The following is a 26,637-nucleotide window of genomic DNA, read 5'->3' as shown; positions in this document are numbered from 1 at the left end:
ACCCGTGTCCGCGGTTGATGAAGGTCTGCCCATCAAAGCCAACTTGCCTCGTAGGCCTAAGGCTGTCTCCACCGAGGCGTTGCTGGACGTTGAGAAAGCGCGGCCGGTGCTTGAGCAGATTGCAAACAAGTGGTCGGTGCTAATCCTGACGGTACTGTGCACCAGACCGTCCCGTTTTAACGAGATCATGCGCCGCCTGGACGGCATCACACACAAGGCGCTTGCTGACGCGCTGAAGCGTCTGGAGCGCAATGGTCTCATTCGCCGTGAGGTACTTGCGACGAAAACGCCGGTCGGGGTTGAATATACCATCACATCGCTCGGCCGTTCATTACAGCAACCCTTCGAGGCGCTCTACGCGTGGTCCATGACCTATGGCCCCGAGCTCGAGCGCGCGCAAGAAGAATACGATCGCCTTCGAGACTAGCCGGCCTGGCATAGATCGACATTCTATTGCTCGGCCGATACCTTGACCACAACTTGCCGAAATTATCCAACCAGCAGCCTCCCTCAAAAAAGCCGGTTGTTGCGGCCTCTTGATACACCGCCAATACCCGAGGGTGTCTACGAAGCCCGCCGCTATTCAATTCACTTCAAAATTCGGTTCCGAAAGGAGTGTTGGTCGTTCCGACCACCCGCACTGTCCTTCAAAAATATGCTTATCTCCGTGTCCACCAAACCGGCAGCGGGCCAGCCCGGCCTAATCGCTAACGCTGCAGATCATTCCTTGTGCGGCCACTCCTTCACGAACCGAGCGCTTGCTTGCGGATCGTCGCTTCAGTTGCGGAGATCAGGTCCATTTCGCCTTGCGAGAGTTGCCAGCTGAGGGTTCGCGCGTTGTCCTGAGCCTGGCGAAGGTTCTTGGCGCCCACGATGGGGAGAACTCTGTCGTTAATGCCAAGTAGCCAGTTGAGCGCCACTTGAGCGATGGTGGCGTTATGCTGCTTGGCCAAGTTGGCCATCACTTCGAAAAGGGGTTCCAGCGCCTCGCGCCGCATTGGATAGGGCTTTGAGAAAAGACGTCGAAGCAAAGACGGCCGCTCGTGAGATTCGCGGAATAGATCAAGCTGCATGACGCGCATTACGATTTTCACGCGGGATGGTAGGGCGGGCCCGCGGGGCCGGTATTTGCCGGTCAGAATACCTTGAAGCAGTGGCATCAGCGCGATGACGGCGATGTCCAGCTCCTCGCAGGCGTCGAGGATATAGCCAAACGCCAGCAGTTACGGACCTGAATGCGCAAAGGTTGCCATCATGATTATTACCCGCACGCTCGCCGACTTCCCTGCATATGGCCACCGCGATCGTGTTTCCGAAGCCCAATGCTTTAGAGAGAGCTTTGTCGTCGAATTCACCACGAACCAAGGTGAATCTTGCATTGGGAACTCTTCAGAAGGATGGCGCAAACGCCTTCACTCCGTTCATGCAGCGCATGATGGCCGATCAGTTGTCGTCGTGGCTCGTGGCACTGGTATTTGTAAACGTAGAAGCGAAGAGACTTATCCGTGATTTTGACGGCGAGTATCTATGGTATTTCGACAGTCAGCGCATGTTCCTCGTCTCAAATGGGCTTTGGTTTTGAAATGTTTGATGTAAATGGCGTGTGTTGGCAAACCCCGCGTATTTCGTGGGACGGCTTGCGAAAGTTCGAGCTGTTGGATGGCGGTATTCGCGGTGAGGCATATGACCCGCCTTCCGATGGGTGGGTCCAATTCGAACTCAATCTTCATACTGGTGATGTTGTCGGTGGCTCGTACTGCGAGGCTTGAGAGAGTCTGGAGTCACCACATTATTGCCGTGTGCCGCTTAGGGTGTCATTTCGCCCCCAGCCGGAACCGACCCCTTGTCAAAAATCCATGTTGCCTTCCTTGAGATTATATATAACATATAACTTATAAGTTAGGAACAACGGGAGCGTATCCGTGACATCGTTAAATTTTAATAGCGACCATCCACCGATGGACCGCGACATTGACCCATTGTCGGACGCCCAGTTGGAGCATCTCCGCGAGCGTGCACAATTCGTGCGCCTGGAAACAATCAGGCTGATTTCCATCGCTAAAGTGGGGCACTACACGTCGGTGTTCTCCTGCGCCGAGATTTTTGCTGCTCTGTATTACGACGTCATGAGGATCAAAAAAGGCGAGCCCGCATGGCCCGACCGTGACCGCTTCCTTATGGGCAAAGGGCACGCCGCAGTTGGGCTTTTCCCGATATTGGCCGATCTCTGTTATTTCGATCCAAGCTGGCTGGATTCCTACACGCGTCTCGGGAGCCCGCTCGGCGACCATCCAGATATGACCAAGGTGCCAGGCGTCGACTTCAGTTCCGGCTCCATCGGACATGCTTTGTCCAACGGCGTTGGAATGCTCCTCGGGGGCCGCTTCCAGAAGCGTGACTTCAACGTCTTCGTTCTTTTAGGCGACGGCGAGATGCAAGAGGGGCAAGTCTGGGAGGCCGCGTTGTCTGCCGCCAGCCACGGCCTCTCCAATCTGATCGCGATTGTCGACCGCAACGGTTATCAGCTTGATGGAAAGGTTGACGATATCCTTGCTGTCGAACCCCTGGATGAAAAATGGCAAGCGTTTGGATGGGAAGTCCACACCGTCAACGGCCATGACATCCATGCGCTCACTGCTCTTCTGCGACAGGTCAAAGCCGACAAGAATCGCACCAAACCTTGCTGCATCATCGCAAAGACCGTCAAGGGCAAGGGCATCGATTACATGGAAACCGAACCGGGCTGGCATCTTGGCTTCCTTGGTGCGGAAGACGAAGCGAATGCCCTCGAAACGATCCAAAATACGGTGATCTCATAATGAACCAGCTGATTTCCAAGGACTCGTGGCAGTACCGCGAAGTCAATCGCCGCGCTCCTTCGCTTCCAACTTTTTCCGATGCCCTGATCGACCTCGTGGAGGCCGGTCATCCTGTGATGGCGGGAACCGCAGATCTTCAGTATTCCAACGGTTTGAACGAATTCGCCCAACGCTTTCCGGAGCGGTTTGTCCAGTTTGGTATCTCTGAACAGAACATGATCTCCGCAGCGGCGGGTATGGCAACGACGGGTGTTATTCCATACGTGGCAACGTTCGCGTCTTTTCTTGCACTGCTTTGCTGCGAGCAGATCCGGATGGATGTCGCTTATTGCAAGCAACCGGTCCGCCTCATCGGCCATCACACCGGCATTTCGCTCGGCTTTTACGGTACTTCCCATCACGCAACGGAGGACATCGCGATCACGAGAAGCATCGCGAACCTTGCCGTCGTTTCGACAGCAGACGGCCCGGCTCTCGCGGCGGCACTCAAGACGACGGTGGATTATCCCTTGCCAATCTATTTCCGCATTCACCGCGGACATGACCCAGTCGTCTACGACAACGGCGTCGATTTCCAACTTGGGAAGGGGATCGTTCACGGTATAGGCAACGACGTTACGATCATCGCCGCCGGCTACCCGGTTCATGGTGCAAAAAAAGCAATGGAAGAGCTTAACGAGGCTGGCTACTCGGTCGGTCTGATTGACATGCATTCCATTAAACCACTCGACGAGGAAGCCATACTGGAGGCGTCCACGCGTTCCAAAATCATCCTTACGGTGGAGGAACACAACATTATCGGCGGTCTCGGTGGCGCGGTAGCTGAAGTCCTTGCTGAAAAGGGTAAAGGTGCTCGCCTCGTTCGCCACGGCATCAAGGACGAGTACAGCCTCATCGCTCCTCCGACCCATCTCTACAGGCACTATCGCCTTGATGCCGCCGGGATTCGCGCGGTCGTGCTTGAGGCCATCGGGGGAGCAAGCGCATGACGAATAACGAGGCTATTGCACGCCGCGCTGAAGCCGTCATTCCCGGCGGTCTTCTCAGCCCCAGCCGACGCCTTGGAGCGCCTATCGCTTTCTCCAGGGCGGACGGGCCTTACCTCTACGACGCCGACGGCAATCGCTACACCGACTATCACTGCGCGTTCGGTGCAAACGTGCTCGGGCACCGCAACCCGGCAATCTTCAAGGCGATCGCGGATGTCAACGAGAGTGTCGATCTGATCGGCGCTGGTGTTCTCGAACTGGAGGTCGAGGTCGCCGAGCTCCTAGTAAAGGCCATCCCGTGCGCCGACCAGGTCGCGTTCTGCAGCAGCGGATCGGAAGCCACGTACCATGCCCTCCGTCTTGCCCGCGCCTACACGGGACGAAAGCAAATCATCAAGTTCCAGGGCGGCTATCACGGGTGGCACGACTACGTCGCCATGAACGGCCAGTCCAGCCGCCAGATGATCGGCTCGTTCGACCCGATGTCCGACGGAATCCTTTATGACGCGGCTCGATATACGAAGATTTTGCCATACAACAATGCAACCGCCGTTGAGGACTATATCAAAGCCAATCCCGGCGAGGTTGCCGCGATCATCATCGAGCCAATTGCGCACAATATGGGCGCAATCATTGCACAGAACCAGTTCCTCCAGGACTTGCGCAGGATTACGAGCGAAAACGGCGTTGTACTGATATTCGACGAAGTTATTACCGGGTTCAGGCACGCGCTTGGCGGCTACCAGTCGATCGTCGGCATCACCCCTGACCTCGCCACCTTTGGCAAGGCAGCCACCAGCGGTTACCCGATTGGTCTTGTTGCCGGCAGTCAGGACATCATGGAACGTGTCGGGAGAACTGGCGACGGAGCCGTGTTCATGGGTGGGACATTCAATGGAACACCGTCTTCCCTGGCCGCCGTGAAAGCCACCGTTCAAGAGTTGTCAAAGCCTGGCGTCTACAACCGCCTCTTCGATCTCGGGAGCTACCTCCGGAAGCAGATCGACGAAATCATCGCGCGGCACAACATCAGAGCGCAGACGGCGGGCTTTGGCTCGGTCTGGCTCGTCTACTTCTTCGATGGCGAGTTCAGGGAATACGCCGATCTGCTCCGGAACGACAACGATCTCGACATGCGGTTCCGGCGGGCACTGATAGAGCGAAAACAGATTTTCCAGCCTCTTCAGCTCAAACGCCTCTATCTCTCCCTCAGCCACGACCAGACCGTGCTGGACAGGACTCTCGAGCTCATCGACACCACCATGGCCGACCTCGCGCGGTCGGCCGCGGCTTAACTTCCAGAACTAATCTCAATTAAAAAAGGGGAACCAATGAGACATCGGTTAATCACATTGATGGTCACGCTCGCGTGTTCTGCGACGACGACTCCGACACTTGCCCGCGATCTCACGGTCGTCGGCTTCGGCGGCGCAACGCAGGAGGCAATGCGCGAGACACTCTTCAAGCCTTACGAGAAAAAGTCGGGCGCGCTTCTTCTGGAGGAGTCGTACACAGGCGGCATCGCCAAGGTGAAGGCGATGGTCGAGACAGGTACGACGACGTGGGACGTTGTGCAGATGGACGAAAACGAGATGATCCTCGCTTGCGACCAAGGACTTCTCGAGACGTTCGACTGGACGACATTGCCGAACGCAACAGACATCATCGAACCTGCCAAATCCGACTGTGGGGTTGGCGCGTTCGTCTGGTCGAAGATACTGGCTTACGACGGGGACAAGACCACCGGCGTGACATCCTGGGCAGATTTCTGGGATGTCAAGAAATGGCCTGGGAAGCGAGGTTTGCGCAAGCAGGCGCGGATGACGGTGGAAATCGCACTTCTGGCGGACGGCGTAAAGCCGGAGGATCTGTACAAGGCTTTGGCGACGAAGGAAGGGCAGGACCGCGCCTTCGCTAAGCTCGACCAGTTGAAGCCGAACATCCAGTGGTGGGAAAGCGGAGCTCAGCCGATGGAATGGCTGGCATCGGGCGAGGTCACTATGACGTCTGCGTATAACGGTCGTGCTATTGCAGCCAACCAGCAGGGCAAGCACTTCCAGATGTGCTGGACGAACCAACTTTACGCAATGGATTTTTGGGCTATTCCCAAGGGCAGTAATTCGAAGGCGGCATTTGATCTCGTCACCTACATGACAAGCCCCGAGCCCCAGAAAGCGTTTGCGGAAAAGATGGTCTATGGCGTCACGAACGCCAAGGCGACGGCCAGCATTTCGCCCGATGTAGCCCCTCAACTTCCTACCGCTGATAAGAACATGGCAGGCGCGGTGGCCCTAAACACCCCATTTTGGGTCGATCACGAAGAGGAGCTGCAACAACGATTCAACCGGTGGGTAGCGCAATGAGGAGAAACCCCATGCCATATCGTAAACTTTTCAGCGCGCTTATGCTGCTCGCAGGCCTCGGCCTTACATCTGCGGCGTTGGCGGATTCAGGAAAACTGACCGTGGTCGGCGCAGGTGGCGTGCTACAGGACGCGGAGCGAAAAGCGTTTTTTGAACCCTTCGCGAAGTCCTCTGGCGTGAGTGTCACCGAAGATTCCTATTCCGGCCAGATGGCCAAGGTTCGTGCAATGGTAGCCAGCGGAAGCGTTTCCTGGGACGTCATGCAGGTCGAGCAAAACACGCTGCTGTCCGGATGTGCAGAGGGCCTTTTCGAAGAACTCGACTGGACCAGGATCGGTAATCAGGACGACTTCATTCCTGAAGCATACAGCGAGTGCGGAGTTGGCGCTTTCGTCTGGTCCATGGTTCCAAGTTATGACAAGTCCAAGCTGGCGGATGGACCAAAGAACTGGACAGACTTTTGGGATGTGCAGAAGTGGCCTGGCAAACGGGGGTTCCGGCAAACTGCAAAGATGACCCTCGAAATCGCGCTTTTAGCTGACGGCGTGCCTTCAAGCAACGTCTACGAGGTCCTATCGACCAGAGCCGGGCAGGATCGTGCCTTCGCCAAACTCGACCAGATCAAGTCTGACATTATCTGGTGGACCTCGGGCGCGGAGTCGCTGGAGCGCCTGGCCTCCGGCGATGTTACGGCCACGGCCACTTTCAATGGTCGCGTCTCGGCCGCGAACGCAACGGGCAAGAACTTCGCCCTCATCTGGGACGGCCAGGTCTACGGCATCGACTACTGGGGCATCGTTAAGGGTAGCGCCAATCGCGAGAACGCGGAGAAGTTCATCGCTTTCGCAGCGTCAGATGCTGCGCAGTCCGCCTTCCCGCAGTACATCGCATATGGCATTACCAACAAGAAGGCCATCCAGAGCGTCAAGCCGGAGCTGGCAAAGGACCTTCCCACGACGGAGGTAAATATGAGATCCGCCGTTGGCCTGAATACCGAGTTCTGGGCGGACAATGGTGAAGCTCTTGAGGCGAGATTCGCGACATGGCGAGCTCAGTGATGTCTGAATTGGAAGTGCGGCAGTCTCCCGGGACTGCCGCCGCCCAGCCCGGACGCGCGTCAGCGCTCGCGGCTGGTTTTCGCGCTGACCGAAAAAGGCAGAGACTGATCTCGGTCATGCTGATCGGGCCGCTCGTTGCATTCATCGTATTCGCATTCATTCTACCGCTGGGAACCATGCTGTTCTACGCGGTGAACAACCCCGAGGTTCGCAACGCACTGCCGCGAACACTGGAAGTTTTGAAAACATGGGATGGATCAGGTCGTCCACCCGCGGCTGCCTTCGACGCGCTTGTCGCTGACATAAAATCGGATGTTCCGCCGAACGTTCTTGCCGAAGCTGGCCGTCGTCTGAACTACGAGATAACTGGCTTCCGCAGCCTCCTTGCCAAGACAGTTCGTAACGTTCGCAACGCCGAAATAACGGTAGCGCAGCAGCACTTATCCGCTATCGACGAACAATGGAATGATCCTGCCTACTGGAGGGTAATACAGCGGAACGGGTCCGCATTGACAGCGTTCTATCTGCTGTCTGCTGTCGATCTTAGACCTGGAGACGAAGGAGGTGCCAAGCTCGCTCCTCCGGAAGAGCAGCTTTTCCTTTCCACGCTGATGAGAACGCTTGTCATCAGCACCGTCGTTACGCTCATTTGCGCCCTCCTTGCCTATCCTATAGCCAATGCCGTCGTTTCTGTCGGGGGACGGTTCTCGGCCATCATGTTGGCTTGCGTTCTGTTGCCGTTCTGGACCTCTCTTCTGGTGAGAACGAGTGCCTGGATCGTGATTCTTCAGAAGGAAGGTATTGTCAACCGCGTGTTACAGGCATTGGGCTTGACGAAGGCGCCGCTTGAGCTCGTGTTCAACAGGACGGGCCTCTACATCGCAATGGTCCACATCCTGCTGCCATTCATGGTCTTGCCGCTCATCAGTGTCATGAAGGGTATCTCTCCCTCTTATGTCCGGGCCTCATCGTCGCTAGGCGCCGGGCCACTCACCACATTCCTTAGGGTATATCTTCCGCTTACGCTGCCCGGCGTCGGAGCAGGGTGTCTCCTGACGTTCATCATCGCAGCGGGATACTATGTCACGCCTACGCTCGTGGGTGGCGCCTCGGACCAAATGCTCAGTTATTTTGTCGCCTTCTATGCGAATACGACAATCAACTGGGGCATGTCGGCGGCACTCGGTGTCCTACTTCTGAGCTGTATCCTCGCGCTCTATATAATCGTCGGCAGGCTCGTCGGCATCGACCGTATAGTTGGAATGGAGTGAGTCATGCCTTCTAGCATAAGACACGTTCAGATCGCTTTCTGTTCCCTCGCAATGATTTTCCTGATCGGTCCGACCTTCGCGATCATCCCGATTTCTTTCAGTTCGGCGAACTTCCTGTCGTACCCGCTGCCCGGATTTTCGCTACAGTGGTACCACAAGATACTTCAGCCGCAGCCGTGGATGTCGGCATTGCTGAACAGTCTTATAATCGGAGCTGGTGCCACTGTGGTCGCAACTGTCCTCGGCACGGTGGCAGCACTCGGCCTCTCTAGAGGACATCTTCCGGCACGGGCGGCAATTCTCGCCGTCATCATTTCACCGATGATCGTTCCCGTGGTGATCAGCGGCGTGGGAATGTATTTCTTCTTTGCAAAGCTTGGTCTCGTCGCTTCCTTCCTCGGCCTCATTCTTGCTCACGCGGTCCTGGCGGTTCCCTTCGTCGTGATCACCGTTACGGCGACACTGAAGAATTTCGATATGAACCTGGTCCGCGCAGCGGCCAGTTTGGGCGCGTCGCCGTTCCACGCCTTCCGTACAATAACGCTTCCGCTGATCGCCCCTGGCGTCGTGTCGGGTGCGCTATTCGCTTTTGTCTTCTCCTTCGACGAGGTAGTTGTCGCCCTCTTCATCAGTGGTCCGGGCCAAAGAACTCTGCCACGCCAGATGTTTGACGGCCTCCGGGACAATATAGATCCTTCGATCCTCGCAATGTCGACGTTGCTCGTCCTCATCTCAATTGTCCTGATGGGCGGCGCAGCCCTTGTTCAAAAACGTGCTTCCGCTCATGCGAACGTCGTAAATTAATTCGGAGTATTTTTAATGATCATTGTTACTGGAGCTACGCACGGTATTGGACGGGCTTGCGTCGAAACGCTAGCAAGGGTAGGAGAGCAAGTGCTTGCAACTGGTAGAGACGTTGCCGCTGGCGCTGAGCTTGCCGACGCAAACTCGAGTGTCACTTTCGTGTCAGGCGATGTCAGCATGGAAATCGATTGCAAGAACATCGTCGATCAGGCTCTGGAAATGGGCGGCGGACGCCTTTCCGGTCTAGTCAACAATGCAGGAATGTCTAAACGCATCGCGTTCGCGGAGGCAACACAGGCCGATTGGGACGAAGTTCTCGCCGTCAACGCGCGCAGCGCATTCCTCTTTACGCGCTACGCCCTGGACGGACTAAGAAAGGGGAAGGGCTCGGTTGTAAACGTCGCCAGTATCGCCGGGAAAACGGGCGAGGAGGGACTAGCGGTCTATTGCGCGTCGAAAGCGGCCGTCATCGGAATGACCAAAGCGTTGGCTCTCGAGTTTGGGGAAGAAGTGCGCTTCAATGCCGTGTGCCCTGGACAGATCGCAACACGAATGATGAAAAAGATCATCGCTGATCCACTGAGGAAAAAGCAACTCGAACTCCGTATTCCGGCGAACCGCTTCGGAACGCCGGAAGAGGTTGCGGACGTGGTTGCATGGCTTCTCTCCGACCACTCCAGCTATGTAAATGGAACGGTCATCACCGTCGACGGCGGTGAAACGGCGGGCTTGCGCACCCCGCGTATTGCTGAAGTTACAAACTGAGGACCAAGTGAACGGGAGCTACACCAGCTCCCGCTCGTCGAAATATCGCAGAAAGCTCGTTGATGCCCGCGTAATATCATTCTCGATTGCCGCCCGGGCCCTCTTCTTGTTCTTCAACCGAAGAGCTTCCAGGAGGTGCTCATGCTCTTCCGCGCCAACGTAATCGTGTGGGATCTCGCGATAATAGACATTCAAGATAGGTCCCATAGACACCCACATTGTCTCGATTTGCGCGATGAGCATCGGCATTTTTGAAAGGCGATAGACGCCGAAATGAAAAGACCTGTTTGCCGATCTTGCAGCCTCAAAGTCATCAGACTTCTCGCTCGCGACAAAAGCCTCGTGGAAGATCTTTAGCTGCTCGATGTCTGCTGCTGACACATTCTCTACCGCAAGTTCTGCAGCAAGGCCCTCAAGAGCGGTGCGTATCACTTTTATCTGCACATAACGATCTCTACTGAGTTCCGGGACAACAACAAACCGGCCCGAACGGAGTTCGAATGCCTGCTCGCTCACAAGACGCAAGCACGCTTCACGCACAGGGGTGACACTCGTGCCGAGCCTTTCCGCGAGCTCTTGCATCAAAAGCCGCTCGCCCGGAGCAAAACTCCCCACAATCAAACCCTCACGCAGCTTGGTATAAATCCTGGCAGACAGGCTTCCGATCTCCCCCGGCTGCATGTCTATAACACTCATCGTCTCAACTCCTAATCCCTACTGCTTGCATACCTGAACCGGGCGACGCGACCAACCAATTATATCTTATAATCCGGCCGTGCACGTTAGATGACGAATTTTATTCCAAAGCCAACAACAGCAGTTGCCAATTGCATCTCATAACTTATAAGTTATAAAACACAAGAACGCTTAGGAGGCTATCGTGCTAAATTCGCTCCGCTCACGCGATATGGCGTACCACTTTCACTCGCAGACCAATCCCCGCCGCCAAGAGGCTGGTGGCCCGTTGATGATCACCAAAGGGGAGGGTTGCTATGTCGTCGACGAGCTCGGCAACAGATATCTGGAAGGCATGGGTGGGCTTTGGTGTGCATCGCTCGGTTTCGAAAATGAGCGTTTGGCAGAAGTGGCGGCCAGACAGATGAAGACGCTGGCGACCTACCATACCTTCAATCATCGCTCGAATGACCCCTGCGCCGACGTGGTTGAGCAGATTGCCGAGCTTTCGCCAATCCGAGGGAGCAGAGTATTCCTGGTCAACTCAGGCTCCGAAGCCAATGACACGATGGTCAAGCTGGCCTGGTATTATAACATCGCCCGGGGAAAACCATCCAAACGTAAGATCATCAGCAGAAAGGGCGCTTTCCACGGCAGTACCGTGATGGGAGCAGCGCTCGGCGGCCTGCCGCATATGCACGAAAGCTTCAATCTGCCAGGTCTGAACGTTATCTACGCGGAGAAGCCCCACTTCTACAAATACGGTATGCCGGGTGAACCGGAGGAAGCTTACTGCGATCGCCTGATTGCCGACCTGGAAAGCCTGATTACCTCAGAAGGACCCGAAACCATAGCCGCTATGATCGCCGAGCCGGTCATGGGAGCAGGCGGGGTCGTTACGCCTCCAGCCGGGTATTTTCAGCGCGTCAGCGAAGTCCTCAAGCGCCATGACATTCTCCTTCTCTCGGACGAGGTGGTCTGCGGCTTCGGACGCAGTGGCAACTGGTTCGGGTGCGAGAGCTTCGGTTTTGTCCCCGACATGATGTCCATCGCGAAGGGCCTGTCCTCGGGTTATGTCCCTATCGCCGCAGCAGTGATCGGAGATCACGTATACCAGGTAATTGCCGACGAAGCCGATCGCATCGGGGTTTTCGGACATGGTTTCACGTATTCCGGTCACCCCGTAACGGCGGCTGTGGCCGCTGAAGTGCTCCGTACGTACCGCGAAATGGATATCCCCGCGCGCGCTCTGGAACTAGGCCGTTATCTTTTCGATGCGCTTGAGAGCACGATTGCAGGGAGCCCCATTGTAGGTGAAATTCGCGGCGCGGGCTTTCTCGCCGGGATCGAGCTCGTAGCCGACAAGTCGACGAGGACCGCGTTTGAGCCGGCCCTCGAAGTTGGCGCATTTGTCGAGCGTCGTTGCCGCGCACACGGCGTCATGATCCGTAACATGGGCAATGTGATTTCCGTCTGCCCGCCATTCATCATGACAACATCACAGATCGACGAGCTTGCGGGCGGTATTTCCGCGGCGCTCGAAGACGCAGTTTCTGAATTCAAGAATTGAGCGTGTACGATGGATGAACTTGCAAAACTCGATCTCTGCGCCCAGGCGGCGCTCGTCAAGGCAGGGCAGGTGACTGCCGAAGAGCTTCTGGAGGGGGCCATAAGGCGGTCCGAAAAGACAAACTCCCAACTGAACGCCATCATCCGGCCTCTACATGAGGAGGCTCGCAGGGAAGCGCGGGGCGCAGATAAGAGCAGCGTTTTTGCCGGCGCTCCCTTCCTTGTCAAAGACCTATATTGCCACATGGCAGGCGTGCCAACCACGGGTGCTTCGGAGATCACACGGGATTTCGTGCCGGACCACGATAGCGAACTGATGCGCAGGTACCGCAAAGCCGGGCTCAGTACATTCGGCAAGACCAATCTCTGCGAGTTCGGTACCCTCGGGACCACAGAGCCGAAACTCTTTGGAGTCACCCGCAATCCATGGGACATTTTACGGTCAAGCGGCGGATCGAGCGGCGGCGCTGGGGCCGCCGTGGCTGCTGGCATCGTTCCCGCAGCCCATGGCGGTGACGGGGCGGGCTCGATTCGAATTCCGGCGTCATGCTGTGGCTTATTTGGTCTAAAGCCGTCGCGTGGAAGGATCACACTCGGCCCGGATCAGGGGGACAGTACAGGTGGGATCGTAAATGAACACGTTCTGTCGGTGAGTGTCCGTGACAGCGCCGCTCTCCTCGATGCGACCCGAGGGACCTTGGCTGGAGACCCATATACGGCTCCCACCCCGGAGCTCAGCTATATCGACGCGTTGCGATCAAAGCCGGGCCGACTCAGGATTGCGGTTACCACCACTTCGCTGCTAGACACATACGTAGATCCGGAGTGCGCAAAGGCGACGATCGACACCGCACGTCTTTGCGAAAGCCTGGGACATGAGGTGGTTGAAGCCAGCCCGCTGTTGGACGGCGACACCTATCGCATATACTACAAGCGGTTCTGGGCAATGACCGCGACCAGGGCCATCACCGCTCTCGCCAGAAGCAGAAACGTCAGGCCCGAAAGCCTAGCGTCCGGTGTCGAGCCCTTCAACCAATACCTGTACAGCGTGGGCTCGAAGGTCACGGCGGCTGATTATTTGGTAGACCTCAACTGGTTTCATGGTGTCGGCCGGACCATCGCGAATTTCCTCGGCGACTTCGATCTATGGCTGACACCGACACTCGGCTCTCCGCCGCCTCTGCTTGGGCACTTCGACGCCGACATTCACGGCGGTGAGGAAGTAATGGAACGGTTCCTCCAGTTCCTATCGTTCACGACATTCGCCAACATGGCCGGTCTGCCGTCTATGAGCGTGCCAATGTACTGGACACCAGCCGGACTCCCGATCGGCACACAATTTACGGGTCGCTTCAACGACGAGGAAACACTTTTTCAACTTGCCGCTCAGCTTGAGGAAGCTCGCCCGTGGTCGGTCAGACGGCCTCCGGTTCATGCAACGGCATAAGCGCATCAGAAAAGGGGACCGCTATGTCATCTTCAAACTACGTGGAATTCATCAAGGTCGATAAAAGCTACGACGGGCGAAACCTCGTCGTGGACACCCTCAACCTCTCCATCCCCCAAGGCGAATTTCTGACAATGCTGGGACCATCGGGCTCGGGCAAGACGACAAGTCTGATGATGCTAGCGGGGTTCGAGGCTCCCAGCAGCGGCCACATCCGCATTGCTGGTCGCTCATTGGAATCCGTGCCACCGCATCGTCGAAACATCGGGATGGTGTTCCAGAATTACGCCCTTTTTCCCCACATGACTGTGGCGGAAAACCTGGACTATCCCTTGCGCGTCCGCAAGATAGCCAAAGCCGAACGTAATGATCGTGTCCGCAAGGTTCTGGATGTGGTGCAGATGGGGGCTTTTGCCGCCCGAAAGCCGGCGCAGCTTTCGGGCGGGCAGCAGCAGCGGATTGCGCTCGCTCGGGCGATCGTTTTCGAGCCAGACGTCGTCCTCATGGATGAGCCGCTCGGCGCGCTGGACAAGAACTTGCGCGAGCATCTCCAGCTGGAAATAAAACACCTGCACGAGCGTCTCGGGATCACAGTGGTCTATGTCACCCACGACCAGTCGGAGGCTTTAACGATGTCCGACCGTGTAGCGGTGTTCAACGCCGGGAAGATCGAACAACTGGCTCCGCCAGCTGAACTTTACGAGCGTCCTGCCACTCCCTTCGTTGCAGGCTTCATCGGGGAGAACAACCGCCTTGCGGGGGAGATTTCCGGGCGGAACGGCGATGAATATGCCGTCCAAACAGAGACCGGTCACAGAATGATCGTTCGAAGCCAAAAGGACTTCTCGGAACGCCAACGGGTCATGATATCGGTGCGGCCCGAACGGGTGCGGCTTGATACCACTAAGGCGTGCCTGAACACCTTTAGCGGAACCGTCGAGGAGGTAATTTATCTTGGCGACCACAAGCGTGTGCATGTCAGGGTCAGCGAGGCTTCCACGCTCATTGCAAAGGTCCCCAATGCAGGCACCAACATCGACATCAAGCCGTCTCAGGCGTTATCCCTCGGATGGGACAGCGGCGATGCGGTACTAATCCCAGTTTGAATTTCAGGACAGACTACTATGGCTATCTTCCGAGACCTCGACCTTCGTAACCCCGAACTGATGCGTGATCGAGCCTTCGTGGCAGGGAACTGGGTCGAAGCAACGTCGGCTGATCGTATTACCGTGACCGATCCCTTTGATGGGAGCGCTATCGCAGACCTTCCCAGCCTTGGATTGGACGCCGTGCGGCATGCGATAGACATCGCAGACGAAACGCGGAAGGCATGGGCTGCACGTCCTGAACGCGAGCGGGCTGTGGTGCTCAAACGGTGGTACGAGCTGATCGTGGCTAACAGCGACGACCTTGCACTCATACTAACGCGCGAGCAGGGTAAACCGTTGAGCGAGGCAAAGGGCGAAATCCTCGCCAACGCCCACTACATCGAGTGGTTCGCGGAGGAGGCCAAGCGAATCGATGGCGATATCATTGCCACTCCGGTTTCGGGCCAGCGCCTGATGGTTTTCAAGCAGCCCGTGGGCACCTGCGCCGCTATCACGCCCTGGAACTTTCCTAACGGTATGATTACCCGCAAGGCCGGTCCTGCCTTTGCAGCAGGCTGCAGTATGGTTCTCAAACCAGCGTCGCAAACGCCCCTGTCGGCTTTGGCGCTCGCCTTTCTGGCGCAGCAGGCGGGCATCCCGGACGGACTTTTTTCGGTTGTGACAGGGCCTGCGAAAGCCATCGGGGCAGAATTTTGTACCAATCCAAAGATTGCTAAGATCAGCTTCACCGGATCGACCGAAGTGGGCCGCTGGCTGATGGAGCGGGGAGCCGCGCAGATCAAGCGGCTTTCGCTGGAGCTTGGTGGGAATGCGCCTTTCATCGTCTTCGCTGACGCGGATGTAGATGTCGCTGTGGAAGGCGCGATCGTTTCGAAATTCCGGAATGCTGGCCAGACCTGTGTCTGCGCTAACAGGTTGTATGTGCAGGAGGGTATCCTGCCTGAATTCTCCGCCGCGTTGTTAAAGCGAGTGGCTAAGCTCAAGCTCGGCGATGGTAGCAATCCTGAAACGAGCCTTGGGCCACTCATCGATCAGAAGGCTATTGCCAAGATTGAGGAGCACATCGAAGACGCCGTTTCCAGAGGTGCGACCGTTATCGCTGGCGGACGCAGGAGCGAGCTTGGCGGTAACTTTTTCGAGCCGACCATCATGACAGGCGTAACCCAGGAGATGAAGGTGGCGAAAGAAGAGACATTTGCTCCGCTGGCTCCGCTGATCGCGTTTCGCACCGAGAGCGACGTCATCGCGATGGCCAATGACACTGAATACGGGCTCGCGTCCTATTTCTTCACCCGGGATTATGCCCGCATATGGAGGGTGGCTGAGGCACTTGAGGCAGGCATGGTCGGCGTCAACACGGGGCTCATCGGAAGTGAGGCAGCTCCGTTCGGAGGGGTGAAGCAGTCCGGACTTGGACGAGAAGGATCGAAGTACGGGATCAACGAGTACCTGGAGATCAAATACGTTTGTATCGCCGGGATAGGATCGGCCGCGTGAGATGAAGGTCGTGTATTCCGACCTACACAGGTCACACATCCCCGGAGACGTGGTCGAGAACGGCGTTTCCAGGCCCAGCCGTGACGTACCCGAACGAATGGATGCGCTGCTGCGAGCAGTCAAGGAAGCAGGCCTCGAAGTCGTGGGCGCATCAGACTGCGGCCTCGAACCTCTCTGTGCTGTTCACTCGGCGGAATACCTTTGTTTTCTGGCCAGCGCTTACCGCGAGTGGAAACGATCTGGTTTGAATGGTCGCGTAGTGCCGGCAACCTTTGAGACGCGACGTGAGACCTATCGGGACGATTGGTCGATCATTGCCAGGGCGGGTTTCTATCTGCGCGACCAGATCACACCGATGGGTGAAGGGACCTGGGACGCGGCTTACTGGGCAGCTCAGACAGCTGTAACAGCAGCTGAGCTCATCGCGAATGGAGAGCGGCAGGTCTATGCCCTTTGCCGTCCATCAGGTCACCACGCCGGCCGAGACTATGGTGGAGGTGCAACCTATTTGAACAACGCTGCGATAGCCGCTCGGCGGCTGGCTGCGGAAGGAAGCCGCATAGCGATCATCGATTTGGACGTCCATCATGGGAACGGGACACAGGACATCTTCTGGGACGACAAGCATATCTTTTTTGCGTCTATCCACCGCAGCACAGAAAACTATTACCCCCATTTCACGGGTTCTCGTGAGGAGGCGGGTGGTATGACTGCCTGCGGCGCCAACATGAACTATCCCTTAGCCAGTGACGCGGGCGACAGGGAATATCTTATCGGAGTCGAAGCCATCCTGACCGCAGCGCTTGGGCACAACCCCGCTACTCTGGTCGTGTCACTTGGTTTCGACGCACTTGCAAGCGACCCGGCGAACGGGCTCTGCGTGACGCAAGAGGCGTTCGGAAAGGTCGGCCGATTGCTTGCTGGTGTTGCTCTCCCGGTCTTGCTTGTGCAGGAAGGCGGTTACGACTTGAAGAACTTGCAGTATGCAGCGGCTCGCTTTCTTGATGGCTTTTGTCCGCTTCGTTAGCAGCCGTCACGTTTGGTTGGGGGACCAACGGCAGGGCCAGTGGCGATCGCGTGTATTGCACAACGCACAAAACAGAGTTTCTCCCATTGGGCGCCTGGCCTACAGCCGCCAGAGCAAAGATCGTTCGATGAAATAGAACAACACGATCGAAATTGTCCAAATTCCGGAGCATGCTAGGAACGCTTACGTTGCCTCAATGAAACGACCGGCTTCCCCAGCTGGGAGGCAATGAAGGAATGCACCACAATCTCCAGCTGTCGCTTTGCCCTTAAAGGGATTCTTCCTCAATTTGTGTGATTCAGCGGCAACATTCTCGCTCTCATCAGTTCTGGCCCGGCTCTGCCATACATTGCTCGCTTCAATGTCTTGAGGCGGTTGATCTGCCCTTCGGCTTGGCCGTTGCTCCAGGGGAGTTCGATTGCGTTTTTGACGGCATTGATATCCCGTCGTAGAACACTGGCGAAACGCATGATTGCCGTAAGTTCGGTGTCGATGGCGTCATCGATCCATTCATCCAGCGCCTCTGGATGCCTACTGCGCAGGATTCCACTGAAGCGCATGGCCAAGCCTCGCATCTTGCAGAATGCCTCGGAACCCTTCTTCAAGGCATCGACCTTTCTCGCCTGGGGAACGGTCAGAAGGCCGCGCGGCTTGATGCACAGCGCAGCGACGACATCTGAAGAAATGACATGTCCAGTGTCAGGATCACGGATGGCTTCTGAAACATTCACCTCGGGCGGCACCTCATTGGATCGGAAGTTTTCTGCCTTGCGCCATACCTTCAAAAGTCGCTCCAGATTGGACCGGCTGCCAGTGTAGCCTTGGTTCTTGACGTCGTGGAACAGATGGCGTCCAATGCGGTTTCCATCTTTCCAGCATTCAGCTAGGAATACTTCAAAATACAATGGCGATGTCGGGTTCAATGCGGCCCGGTTCCTATCCTTGGGTGCGTTTGAAGTCAGCCAATTTGTAACGCTCCGGCGCTCATAGCCAGTGCGCCTCGCGATCTCGCTGTAGGTGAGGCCCTGCTGGCGTAAAGCGTGGAGCATTTCGAATATCTCCTGACGCGACTGTCTGTGCGCCAGGCGGGCACGGCGGTGTTGAGCAGTGGTGCTGGCAATGGCGTCTTCCGACAATATTGGTCTGACGTTGGCATGACCGCAAAGGCTCATCTGCTCCTTGATCGCCGTCCTGAGATTTTGAACCAGATGAAAGCGATCAGCCACCTGTCTGGCCTGCGGCGCACCCTCTCTGGCAGCCTGTGCGTAGAGACCACAGCGATCTCGGCTGACGACCTCAATAGAAGGGCGTTCTTGTAACCACGCTTTCGCACTCTCAACGCTGCGGTCGTCCAGGACATCGACAACTGCTCGACGCTCAAGATCGACCATGATTGTGCCGTATCGTGTGGAGCGCCGCCAGCTCCAATCATCGATGCCAACGATCCTTATGTTGGCATCCTGGTTTGAGGTGGAAGCCTTTCGTTTAATCTGGCGAAGGATCGTGTCATCGCTAATGGGCATTCCAAGCCGGCCCATCAGATATTCAGCGGGGAGGCCGCCCATGCTGTGGCCGATCATGTCTACAACCGCCGCCATCCGTGCGGTTCGCCGCGAATGGGGTGAAGCAATCTCGGGAAGCCGATCGGTGAACGTTCGACGCTGACATCCCAAGTCTCTACATTGCCACCGATTCAGTGCGAGCTGGACTTTCACAACTTGGCCCTGAACCGGCAAGTCTTGAAGAGTGCGCTTGCGCCAACCGTGCCGATAACGGCTTCGCGTTCTGCAATCTGGGCAAATTCCGATTGGTTTCGCAACCGCGGAAACAACCCAACTTGCTTCACTTTCGAGAGAGATGCCCAGAACGTTGACGCTTGGGCCGGGTGACCAGTTTGATTTCGTGCGCATCACCGTGGATAGCAACTGCGACGTTAAGGATCTATTAACCACACAAATTGAGGAAGAACCCAAATGAATACCGTTCCGCAGACACACCTGATGCTGATAACCGGAGGAAGCCGAGGCGTGGGCGCTGCGACGGCGCGGCTTGCCGCGGCCAAAGGCTATGATGTCGTCATTACTTTCGTTTCCAATGTGGCCGCCGCTCATGCGGTTACAGCCGATGTGGCCGCCGCTGGGCGCAGGGCTTTGGCCGTTCGGGCAGACAGTGCCGATCCCGACCAAATCACCCGGCTATTCTCGACGATCGACCGGGAGTTTGGCCGGATCGATGTGCTGGTAAATAATGCCGGGATCATTGCGCAGCAATCCCGGCTGGAAGATCTCGGATTCGAGCGTATGCAACGCATATTCGCGGTCAACGCGATCGGCCCGATGCTTTGCGCCCAACAGGCCGCCAGGCGGATGTCCAGCCGCCACAACGGGCGGGGCGGCGTCGTGATCAACATATCGTCGGCATCGGCCCGGCTCGGCAGTCCAAACGAATATGTCGATTACGCCGCCTCGAAGGGTGCCCTCGAAACATTCACCATCGGCTTCTCCAAGGAAGTTGCGCGGGAGGGAATACGCGTCTGCTGCGTTCGCCCCGGCCATATCTATACCGAGATGCACGCCAGCGGCGGAGAACCGGGGCGGGTGGATCGGGTCAGAGACACGATTCCCATAGGGAGGGGTGGCCAGCCAGAAAAGGTCGCCCGCGCGATTGTATGGCTGGCGAGCGACGAAGCATCTTTCATCACCGGTACATTCCTGGACGTCACCGGCGGCAAGTGAGCAGCGAGCCGAGTGGAAAGCTGCTGGCACTAACAGGGAACAGCGCTGATCTGATCGGGGTTGAAACCTGCATCGACGTTATCGCGTGCTTGCCCCGCCTTCAAGGTCTCCGATAGGAGTTGCCGAACGCTATCGGTGGATCATGATCTTGTGTATGTTCTCATTTCTCCCTGCCTCTGCAAGCAGTTCGAACGTGATGCGGCAATGAGCCAGATCGTTCCGTCCATTCATACTCCAGCGTTCGGAAAGCAATAACCGAGGTGTGCTCGAGGGTGACGGGCTGCCCCCTCGACACGGATGATGCGCGTGCCGGTGCGGACGCATGATTCAAGCAGACTTAGCCGGTGCATTGCGTTGCGCAAAATACTGCGCTGGCGTGCTTCCCAGAGCCCTCTTGAACATCGTGATAAATGCGTTGACCGACTCGTATCCGAGTTCGGCGGCAACATTCTGCACCGTTTCGCCGCTGGCCAGTTCACGAAGCGCGACGACAAGATGGAGTTGCTGCCGCCAGCGCCCGAACGTCAGTCCCGTCTCCCGGGTCAACAGGCGCGCCAGTGACCGCTCGCTCATTGCGACCCGCTTCGCCCAATCGCTCAGCGTACTGCGGTCTGAAGGCTCGATCGTCAGACCATCTGCCATCGCCCGGATTTTCGGATGGCTGGAGATCGGCAGATTGAACCGCTCACGCGGCATCTGCACAAGTTCGTCCAGGATCACCCGCGCGATCCGGGCGGCATGGCTGCCGGCCAGATAGTCCGCACGCTCGCGAGCAAGCCGATCGACCATCTCGCGGATCATTGGGGACACCGACAGCGTGCAACTGTTGTCGGGCAGGTTAACTGCCCCCGGTTCCACGAACAGGTAGGTGAGCCGGGCGTTCGCGGTCGCGCGGGCGCTGTGGGGCACGCCACCGGGAATCCAGACTCCGCAACTGGGAGGCACGATCCAGATTTCGTTGCCCGCAATGCAGGTAACGGCGCCGTGCAAGGCAAGGATCAACTGGCCCTTCCGATGCACATGCGAAGGTATTTCCGCCTCATGCTCGGCGAAGTCGAGCTGATACGCGACCGCCGGCAGCGGCGTGAGGTCGGGATCGGAAACGGAGACGGCAGATCGCGGCATGGACATAAGGATGACCGGATTTAGGGATTTCTTGTCAGAATACTTAATTTATCTGCTTTTGCAAATCGGTCACAACTGACTGTATGAACACCGCGCAATCCATAAACCCCCTTTCAAGCAAGGCCGGTGCGGCCCTGCTGCAAGCTGGAGCTACCTTCCTTCGCACGCCAGCCATGAAGGCGGATGCGAATGCGATCCTCTTTTCAGCGAAGACTTTCGCCGCGGCAATGTTGGCCTATTATATTTCGCTGCGGATAGCGCTTCCCAAGCCGTTCTGGGCCATCGTCACCGTCTACATCGTCTCGCAGACTTCTGCCGGAGCGTCGCTCAGTCGTGGCGTCTATCGCTTCGCCGGGACGCTCATCGGCGCCATAGCGACGGTCGCGATCGTCCCGAATTTCGTGAACAATCCTATGGTGTGCAGCGTCGTGCTTACGGGCTGGATCGGCCTGTGCCTGTTTTTCTCGCTGCTCGATCGCACGCCACGCTCCTATGCCTTCGTTCTTGCCGGCTATACCACGAGCCTGATCGGGTTCCCGAGCGTGCTCGATCCAGGCGCGGTTTTCGAGACGGCGTCGGTGCGCGTTCAGGAAATCTCGATCGGGATTCTCTGTGCAGTCTTGATCCATCGTTACGTCCTGCCGAGATGCATGACCGGCCAGTTCACCGGCAAGCTATCGGCCACGCTGCGGGACGCCCGTCGGCTGGCGGGCGACGTGCTCAATGGAACGCCAGGACAAAACCATAGCGACCGCCACCAGCTTGCAGCGGACCTGCTTGCGATCCAGGGGCTTGCGGCACATCTGCCCTATGATCCGGCACCCACGCCAGGACGCCAGATACTGCAACTCATCCATGATCGGCTCGCCCGCTTGCTGTCGCTTGCAGCCGAGATCGAAGACCGGGTTCATGCCCTTGGGATAGGGGACGCGGATGCGCCCGACGAACTCGTCGCATTGGTCGACAACGTCGGGGCCTGGGTTGCGAGCGTCGAAACGGAGGACCGGGAGGCCGCCGCGACCCAACTGATCGTGCGCGCGCGATCAGTCCAGAAGCGCTTTGGCGCGGACGCCGCGACGCCCGGCGACAGGCTTGCGGCCAACCTCGCAGGTTACCTGGCCGAGATGATCGGTCTGCTACAGGACTGCGACAGATTGGGGCGGAACATCGCGACGACCGGGCGATTGCGAGATACCGCGTCGCTTCATGGGCCGAAGTGGGCGAAGGGCTACGTCTATCACCGCGATCCGTGGATGGCGGCTCGCACCACGGCCGGCGCCGTCATCGGCATCCTCATCGGCTGCGCCTTCTGGATCTGGTCGGCCTGGCCGGAGGGCGGAATGGCCGTCTCTATTCTCGGCGTGTGCTGCACCCTGTTCGGTAATTTTGATGCGCCTGTGCCATTTGTCGTCAAATATATCGTCGGCACGATCTTCGGGGTCGTAATCAGCCTCGTCTACAGCTTCGTCATCCTGCCCCAGGTCGCGGACTTCCGGGTTCTTGTTGCGGTGCTCGCCCCGGCGTTCCTGTTCGCCGGGTCTCTCCAAGCACGCCTGCCGACGACCTTCATGGCGCTCGGCATCACGCTGACCGTTCCGATCCTCTCGGGTCTGGGCACCCATTACACCGGCGACTTCGCCGCCTCCCTCAACAGTGTGATCGCGCTCTTTGCGGCGGTGGGATTCGGGGCGGTGAGCATGTCCCTGTTCCAGACCGTACCGGTCGATGCGGCGATCAACCGCTTGCTTCGCTTGAGCCGCCGGGACGTCGGCCGGCGCGCGCTCGGCGCTGCGCCCAACGAAGCGCGCTGGGCGAGCCTGATGATCGATCGGATAGCCTTGCTGCTCCCAAGGTTGCGGCTGACCGGCGATGCCTATCCGGATGTGCTCGACGATACGCTGCACCATCTTCGCATCGGCCATGTCGCCGGACAGCTTCGCAAGACGATCCCGCAGATCAAGGGCGAGGCCGGCGTCGAATTGAGCGAACTTCTATCCGTGATCGCCAGGCGCTTCAGTGGCAGGAAGTCGTCAACGCCTGCCGACCTCCTCGACCTCGATCAGCGGATCGAGACCTTGATCAAGACGATGGCGGGCAGCGCGCTCGGGAGCCGCCTGCGGATTATCGACCTGCTCATCGACCTGCGGTTCACGCTCGGCTTCCCAGCAGACGGGAGGGCCACAACTCATGATCGTTGATCTCAATATCGGGGGTGTCCTCATCCTCGGTCTGGTGGTGCTCGCGTTCATCGCGCTGGTCGCCACAATGGTGACGCTCCGCCTGTTCGCCGCCGCCGGCCTCCATCGTCTGTTCGCTTATCGGCCGCTCGTCGAGCTCGCCACCTTTGTCATCATCTACGGTCTGCTCGTGCAGTACCTGCCATCGATCGGACTCCTGCCTTGAACCCTGTTCTATCCCTGCTTGGCCGCTATGCCCTGACCCTTAGCCTCGTCGCCGTATCCGCCTTTATCGCGCTGAAGGCGTGGAGCCATTACGAGCGGACGCCCTGGACCCGCGACGGACGGGTTGGCGTCGATGTCGTGCAGATCGCGCCGGAAGTTTCCGGCACGGTCAGCACCGTTCCCGTGGTGGACAATCAATATGTGCGTCGGGGCGACATCCTTTACGAGATCAACCCCGAGCGGATCCGGCTCGCCGTAGCGTTGGCTGAGGCTGACGTGGAAGCCAAACACCAGGATATGATCGTTCGTCAGGCAACGGCACGGCGGCACAGCCAACTCAAGGACGTCGTCTCCCAGGAGGCGGTCCAGCAATCGGGCGGCGCGGCCGCGGTCGCCGGCGCCGCCTACTCGTCAGCGGTGGCGGTGCTCGATCTGGCCAAACTCAACCTTGCCCGCTCGTCCGTCCGCTCGCCGGTCGATGGCTATGTCACCAATCTGAGGCTGCGTCCGGGCGACTATGCGACGGCCGGTGTGACGAAGGTTGCCGTTCTGGACGCCGGCAGCTTCTGGATCACCGGCTATTTCGAGGAGACGAAGATCAGGCAGATTCGCGTTGGCGACCCGGCACGGATCATGCTGATGGGCTTTGATCAGCCAGTCTCTGGCCATGTCGAAAGCCTCGGTCGCGGGATCGAGAACAGCAACGAAGCGCCCGGTCATCTCGGCCTACCCAATGTGGCGGCGACATTTTCCTGGGTGCGTCTTGCCCAGCGCATCCCGGTGCGCATCCATATTGATCGGGTGCCGCCCGGTGTCGATCTCGCGGCAGGCATGACCGCGACCGTCGAGATCATCCCCGCGAAAGGTGAAGCAACCACGGAGGCGCGGCCATGAAACATGCGCTTCCCTTCCCGTCGGGCCCGTTGCTGGCTAGTCGTGTCTTATGGCAGAAAAAATAATAGAGTGGACTACACACCACAGAAGATGGAGCTTAAGCAGTCTTTCGAGACAGTTGGCTGAGACCTGTAACCGAAATATGCTGCCTGCTGCTGGTGCGGATAGAGCAAGGTCATGGGCATGGCCGGAATTGGTGGGAAGCGGTCAGTGGGTTTGCGGGCAGGGAGAGGGTAGAAGCGGCCTGTAGTGTCAGCGGTTTTCCGCATTTTATGCAGAAATCGTTGAGAAAAGTTAGGGACACTGACCCAAAGGCAACATAGTGGCCAAAAAGGCAAAATATCGTGTCATTCGACACCTGCTTTTATCTGTATAGTCAGAAGGATTTATACCTCCGATACCCAGTCTCGTACTCTGGTGCTCTATCCACCTAAGCCGTGCAACCACTGCAGGTCTATGGCGGTATACCAGAGCGTCGGCTCGAATCCTGCCTGTTTGCTACCGTTGCGGTAAGACATCATCTGGACCGGGCGTTGTGTTTCACCCAGACGCCTTCACAGACGAAGTAAGGCCGGGTCGATGGACCAAGATCCGAGGATACGAATTCATCCGTGCCTATCCTTGGCGCGGCGGGTCTGCTTAAATGACCTGACGGTACTTTTAGAGGCTAGTTCGCGCGGGTCGCTGGACACCGAGAGGTGTACAAATCGTCCGATTGATCGTAAGCGCGCATTTCTCTGCGCCTGTGCTTGAATAGATTGATGATGCAATTTGCATCCCGCCCGAAGGAGGGGCGTGATGCGATGGATGGAAACGACAGAAACAGCATTAAGCTGAAGCCGATAGGTATGCGTGCGAATGGCGGGCGGAATATGACCCGGCTGACAAGGTGAGGCTGGTCCTGGAACGCCTGAAGCCCGGGGTCTCGGTGGCCGGGATTGCGGTTGCACATGGTTTAAACCCGAATCTCGTGCGCAAATGGATTAGCGATTACCGGAAAAGGCAGGGAGACAGGCAAAGCCCAGCATCGCCTGCGCCTTCAGTGTTTATTGAGATCGTTGCGGCTGGCAAACTGCTCAAGGCTATAGCGACATCCCCGACACGGAGCATCAAAGTGTCCGGCCTGATGATGCCGGGACATGTATGCAATCTGCTGGCCTGTTCGGGCATGACGCAGCGAGTGACATTGTCCGGGAAAAGGTAACGCCGCTGCTGGCAACCAGTCTGGAAGCGCTGACGGACGCAGTTCTGAACGCAGTTGCGGGATGGCGCCCTGAACCTGATCCGGTGGTTGTTCGGCGCACAGTTGAGCGTAGCAGGCGTCGGAGACCGGAGGGGAGCGCATGGAGCTGCCGGATATTGGCGATGGCAGCAAGGCGGACGGGCTGGCCGCTTCGTTATCCGATGGACCGCCGCGTTACCTGCGTACTTATGATGCTGCCCTGTTCCTGAGGTTGTCAGCGCGAACGATGGAAAAGCACCGCTGCTGCGGTACGGGGCCGGTCTGTCGTAAACTCGGTGGTAGGGCTGTTTATGCGCTTTCCGACCTGGAGCATTGGGCTAACCGGGGTATCGTCAGCTCGACGTCCGACAGCACAATGGGCGCGCGGCCAGAGCGCAGCGTCAGAGAGATGAATGACCATGGCCTTCAAAACGATAACAACAGTCATGGAGGGCCTTAGCCATGCTGCGTCTGGCCGATGATGTGAAGGTCTATCTTCACCGCGAACCGGTCGATCTGAGAGCGGGTATCGACAGCCTTGCAATACTGGTCGAGCAAGCCATGCAGCTCGGTCCGTGGTCGCGGTCCATATTTGCGTTTTGCAACTGCCAGAGAGACCGGATCAAACTCCTGTTCTTCGATCGGCAGGGGTTTGTCCTGGTTCTGAAGCGGCTCGAAGCCGACAGGTTCCGGTGGCCCCGCCGGGCGGAAGCGGTTCTGACGCTCACGACGGAGCAGCTTCATTGGCTTCTGGACGGCATCGACATCGATGCGATGTCCCGTCATCCGGTACGACGTTATCGTAGTGTTGCCGGCATTTTGCCGGAACCCGAAGGGCGCGTTTTACTGTAATAGCTTCAGCCAGC

General features: G+C 57.7%; 25 protein-coding genes and 1 pseudogene. 22 read left to right on the top strand and 4 right to left on the bottom strand.

What is annotated here, in order from left to right; genetic code table 11:
* The first annotated feature begins 4 nt into the window (after positions 1–4).
* Positions 5–427 carry a winged helix-turn-helix transcriptional regulator gene (locus tag OSJ75_RS09605; RefSeq protein ID WP_416362539.1) on the top strand — a complete coding sequence of 141 codons (423 nt, stop codon included), beginning with the start codon at positions 5–7 and terminating at the stop codon, positions 425–427.
* A 316-nt stretch (positions 428–743) separates the two neighbouring features.
* Here OSJ75_RS09605 and OSJ75_RS09600 read toward each other — a convergent pair whose 3' ends face one another.
* On the bottom strand, positions 744–1,205 hold the full coding sequence (locus OSJ75_RS09600; RefSeq protein ID WP_267228041.1) for an aldo/keto reductase: 462 nt from the start codon (positions 1,203–1,205) through the stop codon (positions 744–746).
* An 86-nt stretch (positions 1,206–1,291) separates the two neighbouring features.
* Here OSJ75_RS09600 and OSJ75_RS09595 point away from each other — a divergent pair, with 86 nt between their 5' ends.
* The 9 genes from OSJ75_RS09595 to OSJ75_RS09555 all read left to right on the top strand — a co-directional run bounded on the left by OSJ75_RS09595 (position 1,292) and on the right by OSJ75_RS09555 (position 10,069).
* Entirely contained in the window at positions 1,292–1,582 is a 291-nt protein-coding gene (locus OSJ75_RS09595) for a hypothetical protein (protein ID WP_267227752.1), read from the top strand.
* Between the two features lie 376 nt (positions 1,583–1,958).
* Entirely contained in the window at positions 1,959–2,819 is an 861-nt protein-coding gene (locus tag OSJ75_RS09590) for a transketolase (RefSeq protein ID WP_267228040.1), read from the top strand.
* Positions 2,819–3,808 carry a transketolase family protein gene (locus OSJ75_RS09585; protein ID WP_267227751.1) on the top strand — a complete coding sequence of 330 codons (990 nt, stop codon included), beginning with the start codon at positions 2,819–2,821 and terminating at the stop codon, positions 3,806–3,808. Before OSJ75_RS09590 ends, OSJ75_RS09585 begins: the two co-directional genes overlap by 1 nt.
* Positions 3,805–5,103, top strand: coding sequence for an aspartate aminotransferase family protein (locus OSJ75_RS09580; protein WP_267227750.1), 1,299 nt, complete (start codon positions 3,805–3,807; stop codon positions 5,101–5,103). The genes OSJ75_RS09585 and OSJ75_RS09580 overlap by 4 nt, the downstream gene beginning before the upstream one ends.
* Before the next feature lie 36 nt (positions 5,104–5,139).
* Positions 5,140–6,171, top strand: a complete 1,032-nt coding sequence (locus OSJ75_RS09575; protein ID WP_416362537.1) for a polyamine ABC transporter substrate-binding protein — start codon at positions 5,140–5,142, stop codon at positions 6,169–6,171.
* Between the two features lie 11 nt (positions 6,172–6,182).
* A complete protein-coding gene (locus tag OSJ75_RS09570; protein WP_267227749.1) occupies positions 6,183–7,229 on the top strand; it encodes an ABC transporter substrate-binding protein in 1,047 nt (348 codons plus the stop codon).
* Positions 7,229–8,500, top strand: a complete 1,272-nt coding sequence (locus tag OSJ75_RS09565) for an ABC transporter permease (RefSeq protein ID WP_267227748.1) — start codon at positions 7,229–7,231, stop codon at positions 8,498–8,500. Before OSJ75_RS09570 ends, OSJ75_RS09565 begins: the two co-directional genes overlap by 1 nt.
* Positions 8,501–8,503: 3 nt before the next feature.
* Entirely contained in the window at positions 8,504–9,304 is an 801-nt protein-coding gene (locus OSJ75_RS09560; protein WP_267227747.1) for an ABC transporter permease, read from the top strand.
* Between the two features lie 15 nt (positions 9,305–9,319).
* Complete coding sequence (locus OSJ75_RS09555; protein ID WP_267227746.1) at positions 9,320–10,069, top strand: SDR family NAD(P)-dependent oxidoreductase; 750 nt, start codon at positions 9,320–9,322, stop codon at positions 10,067–10,069.
* A gap of 18 nt (positions 10,070–10,087) precedes the next feature.
* On the opposite strand, the gene OSJ75_RS09550 is transcribed toward OSJ75_RS09555, so the two are convergent.
* Positions 10,088–10,765, bottom strand: coding sequence for a GntR family transcriptional regulator (locus OSJ75_RS09550; protein WP_267227745.1), 678 nt, complete (start codon positions 10,763–10,765; stop codon positions 10,088–10,090).
* 184 nt (positions 10,766–10,949) lie between these two features.
* Here OSJ75_RS09550 and OSJ75_RS09545 point away from each other — a divergent pair, with 184 nt between their 5' ends.
* From OSJ75_RS09545 to OSJ75_RS09525, 5 genes are all read left to right on the top strand, one after another.
* Positions 10,950–12,314 (top strand): aminotransferase, encoded by a 1,365-nt coding sequence (locus OSJ75_RS09545; RefSeq protein WP_267227744.1) that lies wholly within the window; start codon positions 10,950–10,952, stop codon positions 12,312–12,314.
* A 9-nt stretch (positions 12,315–12,323) separates the two neighbouring features.
* A complete protein-coding gene (locus tag OSJ75_RS09540; RefSeq protein ID WP_267227742.1) occupies positions 12,324–13,760 on the top strand; it encodes an amidase in 1,437 nt (478 codons plus the stop codon).
* 23 nt (positions 13,761–13,783) lie between these two features.
* Complete coding sequence (locus OSJ75_RS09535) at positions 13,784–14,866, top strand: ABC transporter ATP-binding protein (protein ID WP_267227740.1); 1,083 nt, start codon at positions 13,784–13,786, stop codon at positions 14,864–14,866.
* Between the two features lie 18 nt (positions 14,867–14,884).
* Entirely contained in the window at positions 14,885–16,366 is a 1,482-nt protein-coding gene (locus tag OSJ75_RS09530; protein ID WP_267227739.1) for an NAD-dependent succinate-semialdehyde dehydrogenase, read from the top strand.
* Positions 16,367–16,463: 97 nt separating this feature from the next.
* A complete protein-coding gene (locus tag OSJ75_RS09525; protein ID WP_267227738.1) occupies positions 16,464–17,393 on the top strand; it encodes a histone deacetylase family protein in 930 nt (309 codons plus the stop codon).
* Between the two features lie 284 nt (positions 17,394–17,677).
* On the opposite strand, the gene OSJ75_RS09520 is transcribed toward OSJ75_RS09525, so the two are convergent.
* Positions 17,678–19,303 carry an ISL3 family transposase gene (locus OSJ75_RS09520; RefSeq protein WP_267228038.1) on the bottom strand — a complete coding sequence of 542 codons (1,626 nt, stop codon included), beginning with the start codon at positions 19,301–19,303 and terminating at the stop codon, positions 17,678–17,680.
* A 63-nt stretch (positions 19,304–19,366) separates the two neighbouring features.
* Here OSJ75_RS09520 and OSJ75_RS09515 point away from each other — a divergent pair, with 63 nt between their 5' ends.
* Complete coding sequence (locus OSJ75_RS09515) at positions 19,367–20,128, top strand: SDR family oxidoreductase (RefSeq protein WP_267227737.1); 762 nt, start codon at positions 19,367–19,369, stop codon at positions 20,126–20,128.
* Positions 20,129–20,455: 327 nt separating this feature from the next.
* Here OSJ75_RS09515 and OSJ75_RS09510 read toward each other — a convergent pair whose 3' ends face one another.
* Positions 20,456–21,259, bottom strand: coding sequence for an AraC family transcriptional regulator (locus tag OSJ75_RS09510; RefSeq protein WP_267227736.1), 804 nt, complete (start codon positions 21,257–21,259; stop codon positions 20,456–20,458).
* Positions 21,260–21,426: 167 nt separating this feature from the next.
* Between OSJ75_RS09510 and OSJ75_RS09505 the strand changes: the two genes are divergently transcribed.
* From OSJ75_RS09505 to tnpB, 6 genes and pseudogenes are all read left to right on the top strand, one after another.
* Entirely contained in the window at positions 21,427–23,451 is a 2,025-nt protein-coding gene (locus tag OSJ75_RS09505) for an FUSC family protein (RefSeq protein WP_267227735.1), read from the top strand.
* Entirely contained in the window at positions 23,441–23,656 is a 216-nt protein-coding gene (locus OSJ75_RS09500; RefSeq protein WP_267227734.1) for a DUF1656 domain-containing protein, read from the top strand. Before OSJ75_RS09505 ends, OSJ75_RS09500 begins: the two co-directional genes overlap by 11 nt.
* A complete protein-coding gene (locus OSJ75_RS09495) occupies positions 23,653–24,549 on the top strand; it encodes a biotin/lipoyl-binding protein (RefSeq protein ID WP_267227733.1) in 897 nt (298 codons plus the stop codon). The genes OSJ75_RS09500 and OSJ75_RS09495 overlap by 4 nt, the downstream gene beginning before the upstream one ends.
* A gap of 874 nt (positions 24,550–25,423) precedes the next feature.
* A pseudogene (locus tag OSJ75_RS09490) lies at positions 25,424–25,753 on the top strand (transposase); the annotation flags it as partial.
* A 139-nt stretch (positions 25,754–25,892) separates the two neighbouring features.
* On the top strand, positions 25,893–26,231 hold the full coding sequence (locus tag OSJ75_RS09485; protein WP_416362536.1) for a helix-turn-helix transcriptional regulator: 339 nt from the start codon (positions 25,893–25,895) through the stop codon (positions 26,229–26,231).
* 2 nt (positions 26,232–26,233) lie between these two features.
* Positions 26,234–26,623: an IS66 family insertion sequence element accessory protein TnpB gene (gene tnpB, locus OSJ75_RS09480; protein ID WP_267227732.1), complete on the top strand. Its 390-nt coding sequence runs from the start codon at positions 26,234–26,236 to the stop codon at positions 26,621–26,623.
* Positions 26,624–26,637: the final 14 nt, after the last annotated feature.

The organism is Phyllobacterium sp. 0TCS1.6A (assembly GCF_026420825.1).
Taxonomy (GTDB): Bacteria; Pseudomonadota; Alphaproteobacteria; order Rhizobiales; family Rhizobiaceae; genus Phyllobacterium.
This window is presented reverse-complemented; position numbering and strand designations above follow the sequence as displayed.